The 20,845-nt window shown below is 66.5% G+C and carries 21 protein-coding genes; 10 read left to right on the top strand and 11 right to left on the bottom strand.

Annotated features, from left to right (window positions below):
• Window positions 1–82: 82 nt before the first annotated feature.
• Entirely contained in the window at window positions 83–1,048 is a 966-nt protein-coding gene (locus IBX22_RS15405; RefSeq protein WP_228538825.1) for an SDR family NAD(P)-dependent oxidoreductase, read from the top strand.
• A complete protein-coding gene (locus tag IBX22_RS15400) occupies window positions 1,045–1,539 on the top strand; it encodes a GtrA family protein (protein ID WP_194816258.1) in 495 nt (164 codons plus the stop codon). Before IBX22_RS15405 ends, IBX22_RS15400 begins: the two co-directional genes overlap by 4 nt.
• Here the strand turns inward: IBX22_RS15400 and IBX22_RS15395 are convergent.
• Both IBX22_RS15395 and IBX22_RS15390 read right to left on the bottom strand, forming a co-directional pair.
• Entirely contained in the window at window positions 1,453–3,507 is a 2,055-nt protein-coding gene (locus IBX22_RS15395) for an NAD(+) synthase (protein ID WP_194816257.1), read from the bottom strand. The two genes, IBX22_RS15400 and IBX22_RS15395, sit on opposite strands and share 87 nt — an antisense overlap.
• 44 nt (window positions 3,508–3,551) lie before the next feature.
• On the bottom strand, window positions 3,552–4,226 hold the full coding sequence (locus IBX22_RS15390) for a suppressor of fused domain protein (RefSeq protein ID WP_194816256.1): 675 nt from the start codon (window positions 4,224–4,226) through the stop codon (window positions 3,552–3,554).
• 136 nt (window positions 4,227–4,362) lie between these two features.
• Between IBX22_RS15390 and IBX22_RS15385 the strand changes: the two genes are divergently transcribed.
• Together IBX22_RS15385 and groL are read left to right on the top strand one after the other, a co-directional pair.
• Window positions 4,363–4,665, top strand: coding sequence for a hypothetical protein (locus tag IBX22_RS15385; protein WP_194816255.1), 303 nt, complete (start codon window positions 4,363–4,365; stop codon window positions 4,663–4,665).
• A 230-nt stretch (window positions 4,666–4,895) separates the two neighbouring features.
• Entirely contained in the window at window positions 4,896–6,521 is a 1,626-nt protein-coding gene (gene groL, locus IBX22_RS15380) for a chaperonin GroEL (RefSeq protein ID WP_194816254.1), read from the top strand.
• Window positions 6,522–6,607: 86 nt separating this feature from the next.
• On the opposite strand, the gene IBX22_RS15375 is transcribed toward groL, so the two are convergent.
• Window positions 6,608–7,609 carry an Rpn family recombination-promoting nuclease/putative transposase gene (locus IBX22_RS15375; RefSeq protein WP_194816253.1) on the bottom strand — a complete coding sequence of 334 codons (1,002 nt, stop codon included), beginning with the start codon at window positions 7,607–7,609 and terminating at the stop codon, window positions 6,608–6,610.
• A 177-nt stretch (window positions 7,610–7,786) separates the two neighbouring features.
• Here IBX22_RS15375 and IBX22_RS15370 point away from each other — a divergent pair, with 177 nt between their 5' ends.
• Complete coding sequence (locus tag IBX22_RS15370; RefSeq protein ID WP_194816252.1) at window positions 7,787–8,227, top strand: amidase; 441 nt, start codon at window positions 7,787–7,789, stop codon at window positions 8,225–8,227.
• Here the strand turns inward: IBX22_RS15370 and IBX22_RS15365 are convergent.
• Window positions 8,224–8,622 carry a hypothetical protein gene (locus IBX22_RS15365; protein ID WP_194816251.1) on the bottom strand — a complete coding sequence of 133 codons (399 nt, stop codon included), beginning with the start codon at window positions 8,620–8,622 and terminating at the stop codon, window positions 8,224–8,226. The two genes, IBX22_RS15370 and IBX22_RS15365, sit on opposite strands and share 4 nt — an antisense overlap.
• A gap of 108 nt (window positions 8,623–8,730) precedes the next feature.
• On the opposite strand from IBX22_RS15365, the gene IBX22_RS15360 reads away from it, so the two are divergent.
• Window positions 8,731–9,228, top strand: a complete 498-nt coding sequence (locus IBX22_RS15360) for a hypothetical protein (protein ID WP_194816250.1) — start codon at window positions 8,731–8,733, stop codon at window positions 9,226–9,228.
• A 25-nt stretch (window positions 9,229–9,253) separates the two neighbouring features.
• On the opposite strand, the gene IBX22_RS15355 is transcribed toward IBX22_RS15360, so the two are convergent.
• Together IBX22_RS15355 and IBX22_RS15350 are read right to left on the bottom strand one after the other, a co-directional pair.
• Window positions 9,254–9,943 carry a ZIP family metal transporter gene (locus tag IBX22_RS15355; protein WP_194816249.1) on the bottom strand — a complete coding sequence of 230 codons (690 nt, stop codon included), beginning with the start codon at window positions 9,941–9,943 and terminating at the stop codon, window positions 9,254–9,256.
• A 46-nt stretch (window positions 9,944–9,989) separates the two neighbouring features.
• Window positions 9,990–10,979: an SMP-30/gluconolactonase/LRE family protein gene (locus tag IBX22_RS15350; RefSeq protein WP_194816248.1), complete on the bottom strand. Its 990-nt coding sequence runs from the start codon at window positions 10,977–10,979 to the stop codon at window positions 9,990–9,992.
• 111 nt (window positions 10,980–11,090) lie between these two features.
• On the opposite strand from IBX22_RS15350, the gene IBX22_RS15345 reads away from it, so the two are divergent.
• The gene (locus tag IBX22_RS15345; protein ID WP_228538824.1) at window positions 11,091–11,534 is read left to right on the top strand and encodes a MarR family winged helix-turn-helix transcriptional regulator; all 444 of its coding nucleotides are present in this window, start codon (window positions 11,091–11,093) and stop codon (window positions 11,532–11,534) included.
• Here IBX22_RS15345 and IBX22_RS15340 read toward each other — a convergent pair whose 3' ends face one another.
• The gene (locus tag IBX22_RS15340) at window positions 11,535–12,341 is read right to left on the bottom strand and encodes a DUF6585 family protein (RefSeq protein WP_194816247.1); all 807 of its coding nucleotides are present in this window, start codon (window positions 12,339–12,341) and stop codon (window positions 11,535–11,537) included.
• A gap of 809 nt (window positions 12,342–13,150) precedes the next feature.
• Between IBX22_RS15340 and IBX22_RS15335 the strand changes: the two genes are divergently transcribed.
• Both IBX22_RS15335 and IBX22_RS15330 read left to right on the top strand, forming a co-directional pair.
• A complete protein-coding gene (locus IBX22_RS15335) occupies window positions 13,151–13,783 on the top strand; it encodes a TetR/AcrR family transcriptional regulator (RefSeq protein WP_228538823.1) in 633 nt (210 codons plus the stop codon).
• Window positions 13,783–14,637, top strand: a complete 855-nt coding sequence (locus IBX22_RS15330) for an alpha/beta fold hydrolase (RefSeq protein ID WP_194816246.1) — start codon at window positions 13,783–13,785, stop codon at window positions 14,635–14,637. Before IBX22_RS15335 ends, IBX22_RS15330 begins: the two co-directional genes overlap by 1 nt.
• 140 nt (window positions 14,638–14,777) lie before the next feature.
• Here the strand turns inward: IBX22_RS15330 and IBX22_RS15325 are convergent, their stop codons facing one another.
• On the bottom strand, window positions 14,778–16,820 hold the full coding sequence (locus IBX22_RS15325) for a prolyl oligopeptidase family protein (protein WP_194816245.1): 2,043 nt from the start codon (window positions 16,818–16,820) through the stop codon (window positions 14,778–14,780).
• A 42-nt stretch (window positions 16,821–16,862) separates the two neighbouring features.
• Window positions 16,863–17,417, bottom strand: coding sequence for a hypothetical protein (locus IBX22_RS15320; RefSeq protein WP_194816244.1), 555 nt, complete (start codon window positions 17,415–17,417; stop codon window positions 16,863–16,865).
• 166 nt (window positions 17,418–17,583) lie between these two features.
• On the opposite strand from IBX22_RS15320, the gene IBX22_RS15315 reads away from it, so the two are divergent.
• Entirely contained in the window at window positions 17,584–18,564 is a 981-nt protein-coding gene (locus IBX22_RS15315) for a dipeptidase (protein ID WP_194816243.1), read from the top strand.
• 5 nt (window positions 18,565–18,569) lie between these two features.
• Here IBX22_RS15315 and IBX22_RS15310 read toward each other — a convergent pair whose 3' ends face one another.
• Both IBX22_RS15310 and IBX22_RS15305 read right to left on the bottom strand, forming a co-directional pair.
• Window positions 18,570–19,610 carry an NADP-dependent oxidoreductase gene (locus IBX22_RS15310; RefSeq protein WP_194816242.1) on the bottom strand — a complete coding sequence of 347 codons (1,041 nt, stop codon included), beginning with the start codon at window positions 19,608–19,610 and terminating at the stop codon, window positions 18,570–18,572.
• Window positions 19,611–19,732: 122 nt separating this feature from the next.
• A complete protein-coding gene (locus tag IBX22_RS15305; protein ID WP_309234630.1) occupies window positions 19,733–20,788 on the bottom strand; it encodes an AraC family transcriptional regulator ligand-binding domain-containing protein in 1,056 nt (351 codons plus the stop codon).
• Window positions 20,789–20,845 lie beyond the last annotated feature (57 nt).

Genomic DNA, 20,845 nt, shown 5'->3' with positions numbered 1-20,845 from the left:
GAGGAGACGACTCCGTCTCGGGGCCGCGATCCGAGCCCGCCGGGCGGATTCGATCTTCGCGCCGAACGGCCAGAGTCGAGACATGACCGATGCGATCGACAGCCCCGACGCCCCAGCAACCGCCGATACCGCGCCGAAGCCGAACCGGCGCAAGCTTTTCGGCATGACCGCCGCCGGACTCGCGGCCGGCACCGCCGTCGGTCTGGCCGGCGGGATCGCCCTCGGCGCCGACTCGAACCCGCCACCCGCACAGCACGGCGGGATGCGCCGCTTCACCGACAAGGTGGTCCTGATCACCGGCGGCACCTCCGGCATCGGAGCGGCCGCGGCCCGGCAGTTCGCCGCCGAGGGCGCCCGGGTCGCGTTCTGCGGCAGACGTGCCGAGCGCGGGCAGGCGGTGGAACGCGAGATCCGCGCCGCGGGCGGTGAAGCCACCTACATTCGCGCCGACGTGCTGGTCGAGAACGAGGTCCGGGATTTCGTCGAGGCGACGGTTCAGCGCTACGGCGGGCTGCACGTCGCCTTCAACAACGCGGGCATCACCATCCAGAAGAAGCTGCACGAGTACAGCGCCGACGAGTTCGATCGCGTCATCGGCACGAATCTGCGCGGCGCCTTCCTGTCGATGAAATACCAAGTACCGCACCTGATCCGGTCCGGTGGCGGCACCATCGTCGTCACCTCGTCGAGCAACGCGCTCGCCACCGACGCCGGACGCGCCGCCTACACCGCCGCCAAACGCGGGCTGGTCGGACTGGTGCAGTCCGCGGCCCTGGACTACGCGGCCGACGGGATCCGCGTCAACACCCTCGTGCCCGGCACCACCGATACCGAACTGGTGCGCCGGGCCGCGGGCATGGAATCCTTGCCCGACGACGCCTACCAGGCGCTGATGAAACAGTGGGCGAAATCGAACGTGCCCGGACTCGGCCGGCTCGCCACGGCCGACGAAATCGCCGCCTTCGCACTGACTCTCGCTTCACCGGAGCATCCGTATCTCACCGGAGCCCAGCTCGTCATCGACGGTGGAAAGACCGCGCACGCATGACCGGAGCGGCGAAATACGTACGCGGCGAACATGCCCTGGCCCAGCTGATCCGCTTCGCGGCGGTCGGCGGCTTCAGCAATCTCGCCTACCTGCTGCCGTTCCTGGCGTTGCACGGCAACGGAACTCAGGTAGCGAACCTCGCGGGTTCGGTCCTCAGCACCGCGCTCGCCAACGAGCTGCACCGCCGCCTCACCTTCCGATCCCGCATCAACTGGGTCACTGCGCAGCTCAAGGGCGGCGGTACCGCCCTCGTCGCGCTCGCCGCCACCTCGAGCACGCTCGCGCTGCTCCAGATCACCGCGCCCGGGCTGAGCGGTCCTGGTGAGGCCGCCGCGGTCCTGATCGTCTCCGGCGTGGTGGGCGGCCTGCGCTTCCTCTCGCTGCGCTGCTGGGTCTTCCGAGCGTCAGGCGTCGGGGACGTTGCGGGCGAGTTCGTCCAGCCAGGCCGCGGCGGAGGCGTCGCTGGGCGCGCGCCAATCGCCGCGTGGTGAAAGCGACCCGCCGGAGCCGACTTTCGGGGCATTCGGCAGGGTCGAACGCTTGAACTGGCTGGTTTGGATGAAACGGCGCAGGAACTCGGCCAGCCAGCCCTTGATTGTCGGCAGGTCGTAGGTGTTGCGCTGGTCTTGCGGGATCAGGGCGGGCCAGCTGCCGCGGGCGGCGTCGGACCAGGCGTGCTGGGCCAGATAGGCGATGCGGCTGGGACGGTCGCCGAAACGCAGCAGGTGGTAGAGGTGGAAGTCCTGGAGTTCGTAGGGGCCGACGGTGGCTTCGGAGCTTTGACCGGGCTTGCTGTCGTCGCCGTTCGGGACGAGTTCCGGGGAGATCTCGGTCTGCAGAATGGATGTCAGGACCTCGCCCGCCTCCGGGCCGAACTGCTCGGTGTCGGTGGCCCAGGCGATCAGGTATTTGATCAGGGTTTTCGGAACCGAGGCGTTCACGCTGTAGTGCGCCATGTGATCGCCGACGCCGAAAGTGCACCAGCCCAAAGCGAGTTCGCTGAGGTCGCCGGTGCCGACGACCAAGGCGTTGTGCTGGTTGGCCAGGCGGAACAGATGCGAGGTGCGCTCGCCCGCCTGCACGTTCTCGTAGGTGACGTCGTACTGCGGAACACCCTCGGCAGCAGGATGATTCAGATCGCGCAACATCTGGGTTGCCGACGGCTTGATGTCGATCTCCGTGGCGGTCACGCCCAGAGCGTCCATCAATCGGTGTGCGTCGGTGCGGGTTCGGGTGCTGGTCCCGAATCCGGGCATCGTGTAGGCGAGCACGTTTTCGCGAGGCAGCCCGAGTTTGTCCATCGTCTTGGCCGCCACGATCAAGGCCTGGGTGGAGTCGAGGCCGCCGGAAACGCCGATCACCAAGCGCTCGATGCCGGTCGCCCGCATCCGGGTGCTCAAACCCTCGACCTGGATGTGATGCACCTCGGCGCACCGTTCGTTCAGCGCGGCCGGATCGCTGGGAACATAAGGGAAGCGCGGGATTTCGCGTTTCAGGGGAACCGCCGTGGCCGGAATCGGCAGCCCTACTTCGACCCAGCGCATCGTCATCAAGCGTTCGCGGTGGTCGTGCACGTTGTCGGCGAAGCTGGTGGTGCGCAACCGGTCCGCGGCCAGTCGTTGCAGGTCGAGGTCGGCCAGCACCAGTTGCGGCTGGTCGGCGAAGCGCTCGCCCTCGGCGAGTAGGTCACCGTTCTCGCAGATCAGGGCCTGACCGTCCCAGGCCAGGTCGGTGGTCGACTCACCATGTCCCGCAGCTGAATACAGATAGGCGGCGAGATAACGCGCGGAATGTGACGTGCACAGCGCCCGGCGATAGTCGGCCTTCCCGATCACGATATTGCTGGCCGACAGGTTCACCAAGACGCTCGCACCGGCCAGCGCGGCATAACCACTGGGTGGCAAGGGAACCCACCCGTCCTCGCACACCTCCAGATGAAAGGTGAACCCCTCCAGGTTCGTCGCGGTGAACAACAGGTCGGACCCGAACGGCACCCGCTGCCCGTCGATGACGATCTCACCGCTCAAAGACTCACGTGCGGCGGCGAACTGGCGCTTCTCGTAGAACTCCCGATAATTCGGCAGATAGCTCTTCGGCGCGGCACCGAGCACCCGCCCCTTGCTCACCGCGATCGCGCAGTTGAACAGCCGCCCCTGGCTGCGCACCGGAGCCCCGACCACCAGCACCGTGTCGATGTCCATGCTCGCCCGGACCAGGCGGTCGAGCGCCAGCTCCACCGCGTCGTCGAGGGCGTCCTGATGGAACAGGTCATCGGCGGTGTAGCTGGACAGCCCCAGCTCGGGAAACACCGTCAGCACCGCACCCTGATCGGCGGCCTGCCGGGCCAGCTCCAGCGTCTGCTCGACGTTGTAGGCCGGATCCGCGACCCGCAGCCGCGGCACCGCCACCGCGACCCGCGCGAACCCATGTCGATACAGCGATTCGAACGGCATCCGCATCCGGCCGCCTCCTGTCAGGAGTTGATCATGGTCCGTTGCCGAATCTACGCCCGCCCGCGCAGCCCGCCGCCCCAACGCGGCCAGCTGGCCTGCGGCTTCGGCTCCGGGATCAGCGAGCGCCGCCCCATATCGGTGACATACATCGGCAGCTGATCCGACATCGGGGCGAGCATCCCGTGCAGCTTCCCGCCGAGCGCGGCCCGGTACTCCGTCATCGTCAGCCCGACCAGCTGCCGGAACTCCACCCGGCCGAACGGCGTCTCCAGCACGCCCAGCTCCGGATCCAGCACGAACCCCACCGCATGGATCAGCGAGTCCGGCCGATCCGCCGCGATCGGACCGTTCGACTTGATGGTGTGTCCCGGCTCGAACCGCTTCCCCGACTGGAACACGTACCGGGCCAGATTCTGCAAAAACCGCACCGGCCACTGCGGCGCCCGGAGTTCCCCTTCTTCCCGCACCAACCGGAACGTGAACTCGAACCCCCACCCCGACTCCGCCGGGTTGTCCCATTCCTTCTCATACAGCTCGCTCATCCCGAAGCTCACGTAATGCCAATGCGGCACCGGTTCACTCCGCGCATACGCGCACACCCCGTCCAGTGGCTCCGTGCCGCCGGCCCCCCACGGATCCTCAGCCCGCCACCATCTCGGCTCGACCTCGCCGTAGAGCTCTCCCAGCGCCCCCTCGATCGCATCCCACCCGGGTCTACCACTCACCCGTCCAACCCTAGGTCCGTGCGGTGTTTCCCCGCATTCGAGGTGCCGACCGGGGAACGCACTGTGAAGTAATGCCGGTTCATTTGTTGACCGGTTAGCTGGCGGGGCGGGAGGGGGCGCCAGCTAAGCTATAGCGATGGCGGATGACACGGATGACACGGATTCCGACCTAGTCGCGGGAGAACGTCGCTCGGACCTCCTGACAGCGTTGTCGTATGTGTCGACGGACTATGGGCCGGACGGCGAGTACATCGTGAACGGGGATCTGCCGCCCGAGGTGGCGCCGCCCTTCATCAGGGCGATCATGCGGGTGGAAGCCGAGCTGTTGCTGCATGACGCGGAGCTGGTCACGGTCGACAACGAGGAGCCGCGCACCCCGGACGAGCGTCGGACCGACGCCTTCGTCGCGCTGGTGCTGCGCATCGACGACCGTCCGTAGGTCGCCAGCGCTTTCCCGGGGGGCGACCTTGCACTCGGCATCGGCGAGTGCTAGAAATGGCTTTGGCACTCTCTAGCTGTGAGTGCCAGGTCGGGCCGGTGAGGCCGGGTTCCATCGACACCCTCGGTCGTCCGTCGCGGGCACCGTACCTGGCCAGCGTTAGTTAATGGGGCGATCCGACAAGCGGTCGTCCTGCGTGTCAGCCTCATTACTTGGAGGATTTACTCGCAATGGCCAAGATGATTGCGTTCGACGAAGAGGCCCGCCGCGGTCTCGAGCGGGGCCTGAATGCCCTCGCCGACGCGGTAAAGGTGACGCTGGGCCCGAAGGGTCGCAACGTTGTCCTGGAGAAGAAGTGGGGCGCCCCCACGATCACCAACGATGGTGTTTCCATCGCCAAGGAGATCGACCTGGAGGACCCGTACGAGAAGATCGGCGCCGAGCTGGTCAAGGAAGTCGCCAAGAAGACGGACGACGTCGCTGGCGACGGCACCACCACCGCCACTGTGCTCGCCCAGGCGCTCGTGCGTGAAGGCCTGCGCAACGTCGCGGCCGGTGCGAACCCGCTGGGTCTGAAGCGTGGCATCGAGAAGGCCGTCGAGGCCGTCACCGCCCGTCTGCTCGACACCGCCAAGGAGATCGACACCAAGGAGCAGATCGCTGCTACCGCTGGTATCTCCGCCGGCGACTCGTCCATCGGTGAGCTCATCGCCGAGGCCATGGACAAGGTCGGCAAGGAAGGTGTCATCACCGTCGAGGAGAGCAACACCTTCGGGCTCCAGCTGGAGCTGACCGAGGGCATGCGCTTCGACAAGGGCTACATCTCCGGTTACTTCGTGACCGATCCCGAGCGTCAGGAAGCGGTCCTCGAGGATCCGTACCTGCTGCTCGTCGGCTCGAAGATTTCGACCGTCAAGGACCTGCTGCCGCTGCTGGAGAAGGTCATCCAGGCCGGTAAGCCGCTGCTGATCATCGCCGAGGACGTCGAGGGCGAAGCCCTGTCCACCCTGGTGGTCAACAAGATCCGTGGCACCTTCAAGTCCGTCGCCGTCAAGGCCCCGGGCTTCGGTGACCGTCGCAAGGCGCAGCTCGCCGATATCGCCATCCTCACCGGTGGCGAGGTCATCAGCGAAGAGGTCGGCCTCTCCCTGGAGACCGCCGGCATCGAGCTGCTCGGCCAGGCGCGCAAGGTCGTCATCTCCAAGGACGAGACCACCATCGTCGAGGGCGCGGGCGACGCGGAGGCCATCAAGGGCCGCGTGGCGCAGATCCGCACCGAGATCGAGAACTCGGACTCCGACTACGACCGTGAGAAGCTGCAGGAACGTCTGGCCAAGCTGGCCGGTGGCGTTGCGGTGATCAAGGCCGGCGCGGCGACCGAGGTCGAGCTCAAGGAGCGCAAGCACCGCATCGAAGATGCCGTGCGCAACGCCAAGGCTGCCGTCGAAGAGGGCATCGTCGCCGGTGGCGGCGTGGCCCTGCTGCAGTCGGCTCCGGCCCTGGACGAGCTGAAGCTCGAGGGTGACGAGGCGACCGGTGCCAACATCGTGCGTGTCGCGCTGTCGGCTCCGCTGAAGCAGATCGCGTTCAACGCGGGCCTGGAGCCCGGCGTCGTCGCCGAGAAGGTCTCGAACCTTCCCGCCGGCCACGGCCTGAACGCCGACTCGGGCGTCTACGAGGACCTCCTGGCCGCCGGCGTTGCCGACCCGGTCAAGGTCACCCGTTCCGCCCTGCAGAACGCCGCCTCCATCGCGGCGCTCTTCCTCACCACCGAGGCTGTCGTCGCCGACAAGCCGGAGAAGGCCGCCGCTCCCGCCGGCGACCCGACCGGTGGCATGGGCGGCATGGACTTCTAGGAGTCCTGCCCTCCGGCAACCAGTTTCATACCGAAGGCCGGTCCACCATTGGTGGACCGGCCTTCGGCGTTCGGAGAGAATGCGGGCTAGTCGACGAACATCTCGTCCAGGCTGGTCGCGGTAATCACGCGTCGTGCCCAGACGTGCAGCTCAATGGGAGTGGCGGACCGGACATGGTCGAGGATGTGCGTTGGCAATCGGCCGAATTTGAGCGTCATCTGGTCGATCAAGATTGCCGCCCATGCCTGGGCCGCGCCAATAGCTATGCCACGAGCTTCACCTTCGGCGCGGAGTCGTTCGGCCGTGGTCATGAGTGCCTCCTTGGCTTGGGGGCCGACCCGTTCGAAGAAGGGGTTGAGGTCGTCGACTGATAAGTCACCCACTAGCAAAATGTACGCCAGGTGAGGAATGAGGGCATCGACTCCATCCGGGCCGGTTGCGAGCTCTCGAAAATCCTCTTCTAGTGGTTCCAGGATCATCGTCATGGTCCTCGCGTTTGTGTTTCTTAAGTCAGCCTTTTGTAGATAGAGCACGATCTTTGCCGGTCTGGTCAGAGGCCGGGCTTGTAGTGCGGCGACGTCGATGGTGGCGACGTCGTCTAGCAGGAACTGGAAACGGGGGAGGTGCGGTCCGAGGAGCTGGAGCATGGTCGGGTCGGCGTCGTACAGATCGGCAAGTTCTGTAGGTGCCGACCATGCTCGGCCGGTGGAATTGTTGTGCACCACCACCGGAATGACCATGGGAAGTGTTCGAGCATCGGGGTTTTGGTCTTGGAAGTGGTTCCAGATGCCGCTGACGTAGCCGAGCATGCGCAGCGGCATCATTCGGTCTGAACAGCTTTGGTGTTCGATCAGCACATAGATGAACGCGTCGTGTCCGGCGCAGCTGGTCCGGAATACCAGATCGCCGTAACTGGAGCGCAGCTCCTTGCTGACGAAACTGCACGACAGCAGCTCTAGTCGGTCCCAATCCAGCCGCGCGGCAACTGCTTCCGGTAGCACAGTCCGCAACTGTGATGCGGCGTTGGCGGGTTGGCCAAGCACTTGGCGGAAGTACGCGTCATGTGGGTTCGAGGGCGTGACTGCCATGCCGCGGGACGCTACGCCCGGCTTCCGTGCGGCTCGCGCAAAACGCAAAAATGCGTTTGCAATATTGCGATTCCCGCCCTGAAGGTGGTGCGTTGCGTGAACATATAGCGCATGGCTACCGACGGACTGCCTGATGAGGGGGCGTTCGACGCCGCATCGCTGTTAGGAGGAGGGTTCATGGGTTCGTTCGATTACTGGCCGCCGGCCTCGTTGCCACCCGGCTGGCACCGGTTCACCCTGTTCCACTGCCCGATTGGGTTGTGGGACATCAGGTTCGAGGATGTGCGGTACGAGGCGATCAAAAGTGCTCCGCCGGAGGGGTGCACCGTTACCGAGCTAGGGCGGTACTTCGCGCTGGAGTGCGAACGGCCCGGGCCGACCTTTCTCGACGCCGTCGCCACCACCTGCGCCCTGGTCCGGGACCGCTACGGATTGTCGATGTATGACCTGGGCATCGAGAATGTCGACGAGTGGTCCTCGGACGGTCTGAACGGCTGGGGTGCAAAGGTTCTCGGGCAACTCGTGCTGATGTCTGTCGAACGGGCCGAGCTGCTGGGCTATCACATCGAGGACGTGGTCCGCTTCATCCGAACCGTGGCGGTCAAGACCGAGAGCTAGAACTCGCAGAGGGTGTACCACTGGCCTTCGGTGGTGTCGTGGTCGTAGCGGTTGTCCCGGATCTCCAGATCCGCACCGACCTGGTAGGGGACGGCCAGGTCGAGCCAGCCGCTGCGATAGATCACGTGCGATCCAAAAGCATTGACGGCGCCCGCGTGCTCGAAGCCTTCGAGGAAGCCCGCGAAGGAGAAGGAGCGATTCTGGCTGAACGTGTTGTCGTCGCGGACCTCGGCCCACAGGGAGGTGGAGGCGTAGAAGTACCCACCCCAGTAGTCGCTGGTGCCGTCACAGGTCGAATTCGCCGAACCTTCCGAATACGCGTTCGCCTGCCCGGCGCCGAACACTGCCCCGAGACCGAGGATCGATGAAAGCAACAGCACCTTAAGGGTTTTCATGACGCCCAAGGTATGGACGAAGGCTTGGGAGCCGCTTAACGTGCGCTGGTACGTTCCATGGGGCGCCTGGGCGCGGGGTAATGTGCGGCGAGGGGAAGGGGGCGCCACATGAGTTATCAACCACCGAGCTATGCGCCGTATCCACCACCGGCGCAGCCGAAATCCGCCGACGGCACAGCCGGCATTCTCGCGGGGACCTTCGGCATGCTCACTGGGCTCGCATACGCAGCCTTGACGTTCAATGCGATTCATGTGCGGCGCGAGGTGCAGCGCGACTGGAATGTCCGCCTATCCATGGATTTCGGCGAGCTGGTGTTGTGGTCGGGTTATGGTCTGGCGTCGGTCCTGCTGCTCTTCGGATCAGTGCTACTGCTTTGCCGGACGGTCATCGGCAGAGTCCTCGTCATCATCGGCTGTGTCATCGCGATCTCGGCCACTGGTCTCTACACACTCGCCCAGCTGATCGATTCGCTCGACAATAGGCATATGAGCACCTCGTCGAGAGCTTTCGCCGTGCTCTTCACGCTCGGGTTCGCGATCCCGCCAGCGGCTGTCCTGGGCCTCGCATCGGTCCGCGCCACCGGCCGCTGGATTCGAGGCAAATAGCTTCTGTCGCAGTCGGCGACGCGCCTCAGCCCGCGAGCACGAAGGCGACGAGGAAGCCTGCGGCGGTGGCCATTCCGACCCACCAGCCGCCCTCGCGGTAGGCCTCGGGCATGAGGGAGTCGGCGAGGACGGCGATGGTGGCGCCGCCGGCGAAGGCTTGGACGGTGCTGATGTGGGTTGGGGAGAGGTTGTCGGACAATGTGTATCCGAGGAGGGTGACGAGGACCAGCATCAAACCTGTTGCGGCCCAGAGCCAGAAGGCGCGGCCGGGGGAGAAGTTGTGTTTGTCGCGCATCAGGGTCGCGCCGCTGATGGCCTCGGGGACGTTGCCGACGGCGACGGCGACCAAGAGGACCAGGCCGCCGCCGGAGGTGAGGGAGACGCCGAGGGCGGTGTTCTCGGGGACGCCGTCCAGGATGGTGCCGAGCATCAGCGCCCATCCGATGGCGGCGGCGCCGAGCTTCGCCTCGATGAAATGGTTTGCCACGACATAGATCCCGGCTCCCGCGAACAGCGCGGCCGCCGCGATCCACACCCCGGCCTGATGGAACGCGGGCTCGAACAACTCCGAGGACGCCGCCGCGATCATCGTTCCCGCGCCGAACGCCATCAGCGACGCCAGCACCTGTTTCGGCAACGTCCACCGCAACCCGATCGCCGCCCCGATCAACAGCGGTACCGCGGTCCCGAGCCCGTAGAGCAGCGCTTTCAGCATGCGCCACACCCTAGGCGGCGGGTCCGGGCGAATGCCGGAGGCGGGATCAGAGGCCTTCGACCGCGAGGACTTCGAACGGGGTTACGGGCGTGCCCGGAGCCATGGGGCCGCCCTTGTCGAACTGGGAAGCGGCGACGAGAGCTTTGCCGCCGACGTAGACCATGGTGGTGGGGATGGACAGGGCTTCGTCGGTGAAGACGGCGTCGCGGGTCGCGGAGGCGTAGTCGTCGGACAGGGTCCAGCGGGTCAGGGTGTTGGTGCGGTTGTGGACGACGCGCAGGGTGGTGGCGCTCAGGTCGAGGCCGTCGCCGTTCTTCAGATCGCCGCCGTCGAGGGTCACCTTGTGGATGGGTGTGGATGAATTCGGCGCTGTCGCAATTCGATACAGGTCGCCGGTGGGCATGTCGACGACCAAGAGGTATTTGCCGGTGGGGTCGGTGACGATGCCGTTGAAGCTGAAGCCGCCGTCGCGCGGGGGGATCGTCTTGCTCAGGTCGAAAGCTGTTGTCAGGTCCGCGGTTCCGCCCCGGGAAACCTGGTCCGGGGTCACACGGTAGACGACGGCGCGCACGGAATCGGTGAGGTACGCGGCCCCGTCGGGTGTGATGGCCAGGTCGTTGACGAAGCGCGGGGCGGCACCGGGAACGGTGAAGGTGGCGAGTAGGGCGCGGGTTCCGGTGTCGTACACCGAGACTCCCTTGGTGGAGTCGGTGACCCAGAGACGACCGGCCTGATCGACCTTCAGCCCGTTGGCGGTGTCGCGGCCATCGGCTCCCGCGGGCAGGAAAACCTCGGCCCGCGCGGCACCCGGTGTGGCGCGGTAGATCGCGCCGGTGGTGTAGGAGCCGACATAGGTTGCGCCGGTGCGAGAGTCGGCGGCGATGCCTTCGGGGTAGACGCGATCGCCGGGAAGTTCGAAGGCGGTGCTGACACGAGGCGCGGGGGTGCTCGGTGCGGTCGAGCCGGACCCGCAGGCGGTCAGTAGCGCGGCAGCCGCGACGGCGGTGGTCGCGGCGACGGGACGCAGCAGTTTCATGGTCGAGCCTCTTATCGAATGAAGTCACATCGAATGATGAAGACGAAGATAGATTAGAACTCTAACAATCGTCAAGAGTCGAACGATATGACGAACGGATACCATGCCTGCATGACGTCGATGCCCGCCGCCGAGCGCCTCGGTTCCTTCCTCAAGCGCGCCGAGCAAGCCATGGCGGCGGCGAAGACGGCGGCCCTGAAGCCGGTGGGCCTCACCGTCCCGCAGTACGCGGCGCTGCTGTACCTCGACGAGAACCCCGGAATCTCGGCGGCCGCACTGGCTCGCCTGTGCGGCGTCACGCCGCCCACGATGAACACCGTCCTCGGGAATCTGCAGGAACGCGGCCTGATCGAGCGCACCCCGCACGCCTGGCACAAGAACGTGCTGGAGACTCGTCTCACCGCGAAGGGCGAGGCGGTCACGAAAGACGCCGACCAGCGCGCCATCCATGTGGAGCGCACGGTGGCGGCCGAGTTCAGCGCCGCGGAGCTGAAGTCACTGCAGAGCCTGCTGACCCGCTGCGCGGATCGGTTCGACTCGATCCGGCCGGACTAGCTAGATCGGGTCGGTCACCCGCAGTCGCTCCGCCAGTTCGTTGAAGATGTAGAAGTTCGGGATCGAGGCCACCGTGGCCAGCGAGATCCACCGCCCGTCGACCTTGATCCGCACCAGCCCGCTGCGCGCGTCGATGAGCTGAATCCGCTCCCACGGGTAGGCCTGGCCGCGGAACCCCAGCGTGTCCAGGTTCAGCTCGATATCACCGAACCGCACGGTCTCGCCGTTGTCGATGGCGGTGACGGCGTCCGGCAGCTGAGTGGCGGTGATCGCGGACTGGATCGTCTTGCCCCACTCCCGGCCGTTGCTGAACAGGGTGTCGTCGAAGGTCGCGTACGCGCCGGGACCGCTCATCTCGAAGGCGTATTCGGTGACCGCGGAGTTCTGGAACGGAATCACTCGCTGCTTCACTTGCGCGGTTTCCCAGCGGAATCCGGCGATCCGCTCACCCGAGCGGTACACCGTCATGCCGAAGTCGAACAGGTCGAGCCGCGCGGCCCGATGCTGCCGATTGCTGCGCGCACGCCAAGCCGCGGGGACAGCGGGGACCAAGGCGAGCAGTCCGGCGGCGGCCCCACCCGCGAGCGCGCCGACCGCCACGCAGATGACACCGAGCACCACACAGCAGCCGACCACGATGCCGCAACCGCGCACGAACGTATCGCTCACGGGTGCGGGCAGGTACGTCTGGCGGTGCGTGCCGAGTTTCTGGTACTCGGCCATCAGATGGATCAGCTGTGATAGCGGAACCGTGCGGCCGTCATCGGTCTCGCCCGTATCCTGCTCCAGGGTGTTCGGAGTGGCCATAGTCCCTCCACGAGGCGGTTTTCCGCGCGAAGCGTATGTCACGCGCGCCCGACTCGCCACCGCGACCCCGTGCAACGCGCCGGAGTCGGCGACGAAAGTCGGGGCGTGGGCAACCATCGGAATATCGGATTTCTGTGCACCGTCGTCGAAATTGTTGTTCAAAGTTGCTGTGGCGCAAAATCTTCGGCACACAGTCCGGAGTTCCGGCAGTTCGTCCCGGCTTGCTGGGCGGCAACCCGCTATCGCCAAACCTTCGTGCGACCTGCGGGTAGTCGCTAGTGATTCGGTGCCGACGATGGTCTCGGATCGGTTCGGGAAAATCGCGAAGGACAAACGGGTACGGATGGTTTCGGGCCCGATTGCGTGGCGGTGTAGCGGGTATTACCGCGAATTGAACGGCGGGGCATTACGAATTCGCTTCCGGTGGTTCGGCGTTCTCGGCCGGCGTGCCGGAAGCCCCGTGCGCCCATCGGGATTCGGGTGGCCGTGGCCGGCCAATGCCGGGCCGCTGCGAGCCGGCGGTTCCGGCGTCCGGGAGGAACCCGGCAAACTTCGCGTTTCAGGGGAACCGGTCCGTTCGCAAAAAATTCTACGATTTCCCTCCAAAATTGCCCGCGGGCCGCGGGTGCCTCGGTATCGTCCGTGTCGGCAAACAGCTAGTGACAGCGGAGTGGCGGCCGTTAGATCGGAGTCGTTGTATGACAGGTGTTTTCCCGCCAACTTTTGGCTAACGCGCGGTCAGCCGGAGGTTGAAGCGAAGGCCCCGATCCATGACGAGGGGATCGGGGCCTTCGGTATTGTCTGCCCCAATGTCACAGGATGCGAATACGGGACGAATGTATGCCGGGCAACCCGTAGAGGACCGGCAACGTCAGCGGCGTGCGCGTTTTCTGGAGTCGGGCCTCACGGTCTTCGCGCGCGACGGTTACGCCAATAGTTCGGTGGGCGCTATCTGTAAGGACGCCGGGCTCTCCTCGCGCCAGTTCTACGAGGAGTTCACCGGCCGGGAATCGCTGCTACTCGAGCTCTACGAGCAGATCGATCGGGAGTCGCGCGAAGCGGTCACCGCCGCGCTGGACAAGAAGGCCGAAGCCAGCGCCCTGGAGATCATCGACGCGGCCGTCCGGGCCTACGTCGAAGCCATCGGCGCCGATCCACGTAAGGCGCGCGTGGCGCTGGTCGAGGTGGTCGGCGCCGGCCCCAAGGTGGAGAAGTTCCGGTTGGAGCTGCGCCGCGTCTGGGGTTCGCTGCTCGCCAGTGCCGCCGAGGATGCCGCCATGCACGGCGAAATCCCCACCGGCGACTACGAAATGCGCGTGCTGGCCATCATCGGCGCGGTCAACTACGTGGTCGATTCGTGGAGCGGCGCCGATCCGCGGCCACCGCTGGACGATGTGATCCGCGTCCTCAGCCGGGTGATCATGGGAGCTGTCGGGGCGTAATGGAGACCGTCCCCATTCAGGTCCCGGATGGCAGCACGATCCCGGTGCGGCTGTTCCCCGCCCAGGGCGCGCACAAGCACCCCGTGACACCGGACGCACCCCGTCCGGTGGTGGTGCTCGTGCCCGGATTAGGTGTCCCCGGTGGGTATTACGAGTACTTCGCGGGCCAGCTGGCGGGACGCGGCTTCGACGTCGCGATCGGCGAAATCCGCGGCAACGGTGACAGCCGGCCCAAGCCGAGCGCGTCCAGCACCTATGGCTACCACGAACTGGTGTCGGTCGACTTCCCCGCCATCTTCGAGGTGGTGCGCACCCGATTCCCTTCCAGCACGCCGTATCTGCTCGGGCACAGCATGGGGGGCCAGTTCGCCGTCATGTACGCCTCGCGCATCCGTGGGCGGCTCGGCGGGCTCATCCTGGTCGCCTCCGGCACCCCGTACCACAAGGGCTATCCGGGCGTCTTCGGTCCCGGCATCCTGTTCGGCACGGCCGCGGCCGCGCTGACCGCCGGCCTTACCGGTTTCTGGCCCGGTGACCGAATCACGGTGGGCGGCTTCGGCCGCCAGTCCAAGGTGCTGATCTCGGACTGGGCGCGACTGGCCCGCACCGGCCGGTTCCGGCCCGTCGGCGCCGACATCGATTACGAGGAGCGCATCGGCCGGCTGCAGCTGCCGGTGCTGTCGATCACCATCACCGGCGACGACCTCACACCGCCCGGCTCTGCCGAGCATCTGCTGTCGAAAATGCCGAAAGCCGAAGTGACCGAATGGCATCAGCCGGAAAAGCTCGGTCACAACGGCTGGATCACCGATCCCGCAAGCACTCTCGACCGCATCGAGAAGTGGTTGCGGTAGTCGGGACGAAGCCTCGCTGGCGCTCGGTTTTCGTCCCGACTACCGGGGGTCGGAGGGGCACCGGGGGCGCTTCGCTTCCCCGGTGCCGCACTGCTTCGGGCTTGCCTCGCTGCGCTCGGCGTTCGCCCTGAGGTACTGGGTCAGCGAGATTTTTTGTTTTCGAACAGCATTTGGATGAAGAATTCGTAGATCAGGGCGGCTTGGAAGGCCGACTGTTTGTTGTCGGCTGCGCCGCCGTGGCCGCCTTCGATGTTCTCGTGGTACCAGAAGGTGTGGCCCTGTTCTTCCAGGAGTGCGGCCATCTTTCGCGCATGGCCGGGGTGCACGCGGTCGTCGCGGGTGGAGGTGGTTAGCAGGATCGGCGGGTACGTCGCGTCGGCGCGCGCGTTCTGGTACGGCGAATACTCGGCGAGGTAGGCCCACTCCTCCGGCTTGTCCGGGTCGCCGTACTCGGCGATCCAGGACGCGCCCGCCAGCAGCAGGTGGTAGCGCTTCATGTCCAGCAGCGGCACCTGGCACACGATGGCGCCGAACAACTCCGGGTAGCGGGTCAGCATCACACCCATGAGCAGGCCGCCGTTGCTGCCGCCCACCGCGCCCAGTTGCCCGGCGGTGGTGATGCCGCGGGCGACCAGGTCCTTGGCGATCGCCGCGAAGTCCTCGAACGCCTTGTGCCGGTTCGCCTTCTGCACCTGGGTGTGCCATTCGGGGCCGTACTCGCCGCCGCCGCGGATGTTGGTCATCACCCAGGTGCCGCCGCGTTCCAGCCAGCCCATCCCGGACGCGCCGCTGTAGGCGGGGGTGCGCGAGACCTCGAAGCCGCCGTAGCCGGACATCACCGTCGGGCCGGGGCTGTCCATCCGGTCGCGATGCCGGAGGACGAAGTACGGCACCATGGTTCCGTCATCGGAACGAGCGAAGAACTGCTCGGTCACGATGCCGTCGGCGTCGAAGTGCTCGGTTTCCTGCTTCAGCTGCGTGGTCTCGCCGCCGACCGAGCTGGCCAGCAGCGTAGTCGGGGTGGTGAAACCGCTTGTCATCAGCATGAATTCGTCGCCGCCCTCGAGCGGGTCCAGGTTCATCACGCCGGTGGTCGCCATCGGCGGGGTGTCCGCGAGCGCCCGGCGAGCCCAGCCGTCGGAGCCCGGAGTGAGGACGTACAGCTTGGTCTGCACGTCCTCGAGGGTGGACAGGATCAGGTGGTTCTCGGTCCAGCCGTACCCGTGCAGCGCGGTGTGCGCGTCCGGGGTGAACAGCACCTCGAATTCCCTTGCGCCGGAGAGGAACTTCTCGAAGTCGATGGCCAGCAGCGCGCCGGGCGGGTAGGTCTTGCCGCCCACCTCCCACGCCGACTTCAAGCGGATGGTCAGCCAATCCTTGTACCAGGATTCGCTGGCGTCGGTGGGCACGTCCAAGTGGCGGAGCGAACCGTCCTTGTCGAGCAGGTAGACCTCTTCGTTGAAGAAGTCCGAAGCCCGTCCGACGTAGTGGCGTTCGTACCCGGGTGTGCGGTCGTAACCGGCCGAGACCGCGACATCGCCCGCCGCACCCTCGAAAACCGTTTCGGCGGCAGACAATTCGGTGCCCCGCTGCCAGCGTTTGGCGATCCGCGGATAGCCGGAGTCGGTGAGCGAGCCCGGACCGAAATCGGTGCCCACGTAGACGGAATCGATGTCGATCCAGCTGATCCGGGACTTCGCCTCGGGCAGATAGAAACCGCCGTCCGCCGCGTCGATGAATTGCCTGTTCCCGAGATCGAATTCGCGGACCACCTTGGCGTCCGCGCCGCCACGCGACAGGCTGATCAGCGCGCGGTTCTGCTCCGGCCGCAGCACACCCGCGCCGCCCCACACCCAGTTCTCGTCCTCGGCGGCCGCCAGCGCGTCCACGTCGATGAGCACATCCCACGCCGGGGACTCCTTGGCGTACTCCTCGAACGTGGTGCGCCGCCACAACCCGCGCGGATGCTGGGCGTCACGCCAGAAGTTGTACAGCCACTTGCCGCGCCGGCCCGGATAGGCCACCTTGGTGTCGTCGTCGAGCATGTCCAGGATGCGGCGCTCGAGCTCGCTGAACCGGTCGGAGGCGGCAAAACGCCCCACGACCACGTCGTTATGCGCCCGGGCCCAGTCCAGCGCCCGCTCGTCGGTCACCTCTTCAAGCCAGAGGTATGGATCGCTCATGAGAGATATTGTCACCGAGATGTCGTGTCAAGGCCGTCCGGGTCACCAATAGTGGGCCACATCGAGCACCACCCGGGAGCCGTTGCCGGGCCCGTCGAGGGTGAACACGCGGAATGGCAGCCGGGCGCGCACACCCAGTCCGACCGTGGTCTGGCCCTCGAACGAACCCGCCCACGCGACCTGCCGGAAGGTGCTGTAGCCGGTCACGTCGGTCAGTTCGTTGCGGTTCGCGGGGTGGTAGGTGCTGTTGCCCGCGTTGTCGTAGGCCGGGGCGTAGACGGCGGCCTGCAGGAAAGCGCCGCCGCGCAGCGGGACCGGGGCGCCGGAACCATCCATGGTCACCCGGTCGGTATAGGCGACGTGGTAACCCGATACCGGGCCCGCGAGGTCGAAGACCAGGCGGTCGAAGCATTGGTGGCGGCCGGAACGGATATTCGTCAGCGGGGTCTGGGAACCGGTCGGAATCGATTTGTTCAGCGAGCCCCAGACCAGGCCGCAGTAGGAGGGCGTCGAACTTGCCGGGGCCGCGGTGACCACCAGGGTCGCCAGCGTCACGAGCGCGGACAGCACGACAAAGAGGGAGAATATGCGACGCATGTCGCACCAGCCTTCGGGCAGAGGATCATCAGGTACCCGGTAGATCGGGTGAATCGGACACCTCGTTAGGCACGGATAGGTAGCGGCTTCGTCTCGAAATGGGGCCAGGAACCTGGGCGTATGCCATTTCGTTTAGATCGATAGTCCGCGATCCAAAGGAGTCCGAGTGCCGCCCTTCGTGTGGGAACAGCATTGCTGCCTACCGCTGCTACCGTCGGCGTCGATCGCCGAGGCGGCCCGCTATCCGGTGGGGTCCTATGTCTCGCTGAACGTGGGGTACGCACCGGAGTCGACCGCGGACGCGGTGGCCATGGCGGAGCTCTTCCGCAAGGACGCCCTCGACGACGGCCGCTTCCGATTGGTCCAGCGCTACAGCGACATCGCCGAATGCGCGGGCGAACTGATCGCGCTGGCTTTCGATCTCGAAGATTCCGGTCCGCTGGGCGGCAATCTCGACAACATCGAGATGTTTCACGAGCTGGGTGTCCGCTCGCTCGCCACGACCTACAACCACGCCAATGCCGCGGGCTGCGGCTGCCTGGACACCGAGGACACCGGGCTGACCGCCTACGGGCGTGACGTGGTCCGCACACTCAACGAGGTCGGCATGTTCGTCGACGGCTCGCACTGCTCCCGGCGCAGCGGCCTGGACATGGCCGAGCTCACCGCGGCCCCGATGATCTACAGCCACTCCAATTTCGCAGCGCTGTGGGCACATCCGCGCAATATCACCGACGAACAGGCGCTTGCCTGCGCCCGCACGGGTGGCGTGATCGGCATCAACGGGGTGGGAATCTTCCTGGGGCACAACGCCGAATCCGAACGGGCCGAGCGGGTGGCGGCGATGGCGCGGCATATCGAATACGGGGCCGAGTTGGTCGGGATCGAACATGTCGGCGTCGGGTCGGACTACTCGTTCGACCACGACGAGTTCAACCGGGCGATCGCGGAGAACCCGGAAAACTTCTCCGAGGAATACACCAAATACGGTCCGCTGCAATGGACTCCGCCGGAGGACTGGCTCGGAAACGCCGAAGTCCCCGGTCTGGACGAGGTGCTCGCCGACCGGGGATTCTCCGAGTCCGATATCGCCGCCGTCTTCGGCGGCAACTTCTCCCGTATTGCTAAAGAAGTCTTCCGCGACTGAACCGATCAGCCGAGGCGGACCAGCATCTTGCCGGTGTTTGCGCCGGAGAGGACGCCGAGGAAGGCGGCCGGGGCCTGGTCGAGGCCGTTGTAGACGGTTTCCTTCGTTCGTACGGTGCCGTCGGCCAGCCAGGTCGCGGCCTTGCCGATGTATTCGCCGAAGATCGGGAAGTAGCTGTTGACCAGCATGCCGCGCAGTGTCGCCTCCTTGGTCGCGGCCTTGTACAGGTCGGGGCCGGGCTCGGCGGTGCCGCCGTTGTAGCCGCTGATGGCGCCGACCAGGGCGACGCGGCCGTGCTGGCGCAGGGCGTCGACCGCGACGCGCAGGTGTTCGCCGCCGACGCTGTCGAGGTAGACGTCGATGCCCTCCGGCGCGGCCGCGGCCAGTTGACCGGCGAGATCGCCTGCGCGGTAATCGATCGCGGCGTCGTAGCCGAATTCCTCCAGCAGCAGCTCGGTCTTCACCGGGCCACCGGCGGAACCGATAACCTTCGCTGCTCCAAGGGCTTTCGCGATCTGCCCGGCCACGCTGCCAACCGCGCCGGCGGCCGCGGAGATGAACACGGTGTCGCCCGGCTTGACCGGCGCCACGTCGGTGAGGGCCGCGTAGGCGGTCAGGCCCGTGGTGCCGAGCGCGCCCAGGTAGTGCTGCGGTGCGGCGAGTTCCGGGTCGATCGGGGTGACCGTCGCGGCATCGAGAACCGCGTGCTCCCGCCATCCGGCGAAGTGCGAAACCGTTGTGCCGACCGGGATCTCGGTGGCGCGAGAGGCGATGACCTCGCCCACTGCCGAACCTTCCAGGGCGGCGCCCAGCTGGAACGGCGGGATGTAGGACGGGCGATCGTCCATCCGGCCGCGCATGTACGGGTCAACCGACATCCAGGTGTTGCGCACCAGGATCTGGCCCTCGGCCAACTCGGGCAACTCCCGCTCGACGAGTGCGAAGTGCTCGGCGGTCGGCGCACCGGTCGGGCGCGCCGCCAGCTGGATCTCCCGCGAGGTGGTGGGGAGGGTGGCGGTCTCGGTCAGGATTGCCTGGTTCTGCATGACACTGCCTCTTCTGCGTGGTCCGTGTTCGGACCGTTCGATCCGACACGAATGACGTTATGAGGCAGCGAGACTCATTCCGAGGTCCGCGGATGACGCGCACCGGTCCAAACGCGCCACGCTTACGCCGAGGCGGCGCGCAGCTCCGAAGGGGACGTCCCCGACCAGCGCCGGAACGCCTTGCGCAGGGCCCGGTCGTCGGTGAATCCGAGTCGATCCGCGACCGCCGCGGTGGTCAAACGGCCTTCGGCGAGCAGTGTTTTCGCCTGTTCATAGCGAACCGAGTCGTATTCGTGCCGCCATGTGGTGTCGTGGTCGGCGAGATGCCGTTGCAGGCTGCGCGTACTCATGGCGAGCCGCCGCGCGACCGTCGCCAGCGTCGGATCCCCGTCCGCGATCGCCGCGGCCAGGGCGATCCGGAAGGCCTCCAGCGGACTCGGCAGTGGGCGCGCGGAGGCGAGCACCAGGCCCGCGTGGCTGCGCAACAGGTCGGCCAGCATCGGGTCCGCGCGGGGGAGCGGTGCCGTGGCGTCGGCCGCGTCGAAGGTGATGCTGTCGGCCCCCGCGTCGAATTCGATCGCGGCGGTCCCGAACGCGTCCACCAACAGGCGGTGATCCGGGGGAGCGCTGTGGCCGAACGTGACACGGGCCGGGATCACCGCGCGACCGGTGGCCTCGCGAGCCCGTCGCAGGTAGTAGGCGAGCACATATTCGTTGACCACGGCGACCACCGCCGGATCGCCCGCGGTGGTGCGGAAGCCGACGGTCAGTTCGCCGTCGTGGTGCAGGTCGAAGCCTTCGGCGGCGGCGGTCACCAGGCGGTGATAGGGCTGGGCCGCGTGCAGCGCAGCGGCCAGCGTCGGGCCGTTGGTGACGAGATAATCCCAGGTGGTCAGGGTTCCGAGCGGCGCGGCTGCGGCCACCGCGAGACCCGCGCCCGGGCCTGGCCGTGCGGTCGCGACCGCTTCCCACAGCTGGATCAGGGACTGCAGCGGGATCCGGTTCAGCTCCCCGGCGAGCGTCGCGTCATCGGTTCCGTGGATGGCGGCGAGCCGATCCGCACCGGCCCCGGCGGCGCGGGCGGCATCGCGTACCAAACGGATCAAATGCGTCGATGCCGTGGTGTCCGTCGGATCCAGAGCGAGGCGTTTGCCGCCCGCCAAACCGTCCAGATCCACACGATCACCCTATCGATGCATTTATTTCCCGGGGGACGGGTGGGCCAACGTTCGGTG

Source organism: Nocardia sp. XZ_19_385 (assembly GCF_015355755.1).
In the GTDB taxonomy this organism is placed as follows: domain Bacteria; phylum Actinomycetota; class Actinomycetes; order Mycobacteriales; family Mycobacteriaceae; genus Nocardia.
Note: the sequence above shows the minus strand (reverse complement) of the source record. Positions and strands in the feature narration are given on the sequence as shown.